The sequence below is a fragment of the Phytobacter massiliensis JC163 genome, from assembly GCF_000321045.1.
GTDB classification, from domain to species: Bacteria; Pseudomonadota; Gammaproteobacteria; order Enterobacterales; family Enterobacteriaceae; genus Phytobacter_A; species Phytobacter_A massiliensis.
Genome location: NZ_CAEO01000172.1, coordinates 1 through 1,570, shown reverse-complemented (window position 1 = coordinate 1,570; position 1,570 = coordinate 1). Strand labels below are relative to the sequence as shown.

2 protein-coding genes are annotated in these 1,570 nt (G+C 57.1%); both read left to right on the top strand.

Translation table 11 applies throughout. From position 1 onward, the window contains the following. The first annotated feature begins 31 nt into the window (after positions 1–31). Positions 32–841 (top strand): ribonuclease I, encoded by an 810-nt coding sequence (rna, locus tag ENTHG_RS00015; RefSeq protein WP_044171969.1) that lies wholly within the window; start codon positions 32–34, stop codon positions 839–841. A gap of 152 nt (positions 842–993) precedes the next feature. Beyond that, a complete protein-coding gene (gene rnk, locus ENTHG_RS00010; protein ID WP_044171967.1) occupies positions 994–1,404 on the top strand; it encodes a nucleoside diphosphate kinase regulator in 411 nt (136 codons plus the stop codon). The last annotated feature ends 166 nt before the right edge of the window (positions 1,405–1,570 follow it).

Sequence of the window (1,570 nt, the reverse complement as noted above, 5' to 3'; positions counted from 1 at the left end):
AATTATCCAAACACATCTATCAGGATTAGAAATGTTCAGAAAGGGACTCGTCGCCAGTCTGGGTGTCGCCACGGCGATGCTGTCACTCACCTCAGCCCAGGCGGAAGAGCTTGTCGCCAGGCAGTACGGCGATTTTGACCGCTACGTGCTGGCCCTCTCCTGGCAAACGGGCTTTTGCCAGAGCCAGCATGACAGAGACCGCAACGAACCTGACGAATGCCGCCTGCAAAAAGAGCTGGCGCAAAAAAGCAATTTCCTGACGGTGCACGGGCTGTGGCCCAGCCTGCCGAAGTCTGTCGCCGCGCGCGGCGTCGATGAGCGCCGCTGGATGCGTTACGGCTGCGCGACCCGCCCTGTTCCAAACATGCCGGAGGCGAAAGCGAGCCGCAAATGCGCCGCCGCCGAGACGGGGCTGTCGCTGGAGATGGCCAATAAGCTCAACGGCGTGATGCCCGGCGCGGGCGGCAACTCCTGTCTGGAGCGCTATGAATATGCCAAACACGGTGTCTGTTTTGGCTTCGATCCGGATGTCCTGTTCGGCACGATGGTACGCATGAACGAAGAGGTGAAGCAGAGCGCCGTAGGCGTGTTCCTGGCGCAGAACTATGGCAAAAAGGTGACCCGCAGCCAGTTCGACGCCGCCGTGAGCGAGGCGTGGGGAGAGAAAAATATCAAAGCGGTGAAGCTCACCTGCGACGGCAACCCGGCCTACCTGACAGAAATGCAGATTGCTATTGATGCCCGACAGGTTAATAGCCCGCTCTCAGCACACACGCTGCTGCCCCAGCCGCATCCGGGCAACTGCGGTAAAACGTTTATTATCGACCGCGCCGGTTATTAAACCCCTTTAAACCGGCAAATGTGAGCGTTGTCACTTCAAAGTGGCCAACAGTCTCAGTATCATCCGATAAGAAAAACCCTCGCTGCCAGACGGCGAGGGTTTTTCTTTTGGATTAATCGGGCGGGATTTCGCCACACGACATGGAGTAAGAGATGTCCAGACCTGCAATTATTATCAATGAACTTGATGCCGAGCGGATTGACCGCCTGCTGGAGCAACCCGCTCATGCCAGCCTGCCGGTTGCGCAGGCGCTGAATGATGAGCTGGATCGCGCGCAAATGTGTGCGCCAGAGGCAATACCTGCCAATGTAGTCACGATGAACAGTACGGTGAAATTTCGTGAACTGAAAAGCGGCGAGGTGCGCACGCGTACGCTGGTCTATCCGGCGCAAATGACCGACAGCGCAAGCCAGCTGTCCGTACTGGCCCCCGTTGGCGCGGCGCTGCTGGGGTTACAGGTGGGAGACAGTATTCACTGGGAACTACCGGGCGGCAGCACCACGGATATCGAAGTTCTCGAACTTATCTACCAGCCGGAAGCCGCTGGCGAATACCGCCGTTAATCACCTGCCTTATGTGGTTCGGAGGATGCGAAATGCATCCTCTTTCTGCCCGCCAACTCACCCGGATGTCGCATTCCTTTGCACCGTTTTTCCCTTCAGGATGTAAGCTGACCACTGTTCCGGGTTCGTTTATGAGCGAAACAGTCCTTATCGTCCTGAGCTATTT

Bases quoted from the DNA above. Each gene is read 5' to 3' on its own strand.
- rna (WP_044171969.1), top strand. From the start codon at position 32: ATGTTCAGAAAGGGACTCGTCGCCAGTCTGGGTGTCGCCACGGCGATG.
- rnk (WP_044171967.1), top strand. From the start codon at position 994: ATGTCCAGACCTGCAATTATTATCAATGAACTTGATGCCGAGCGGATT.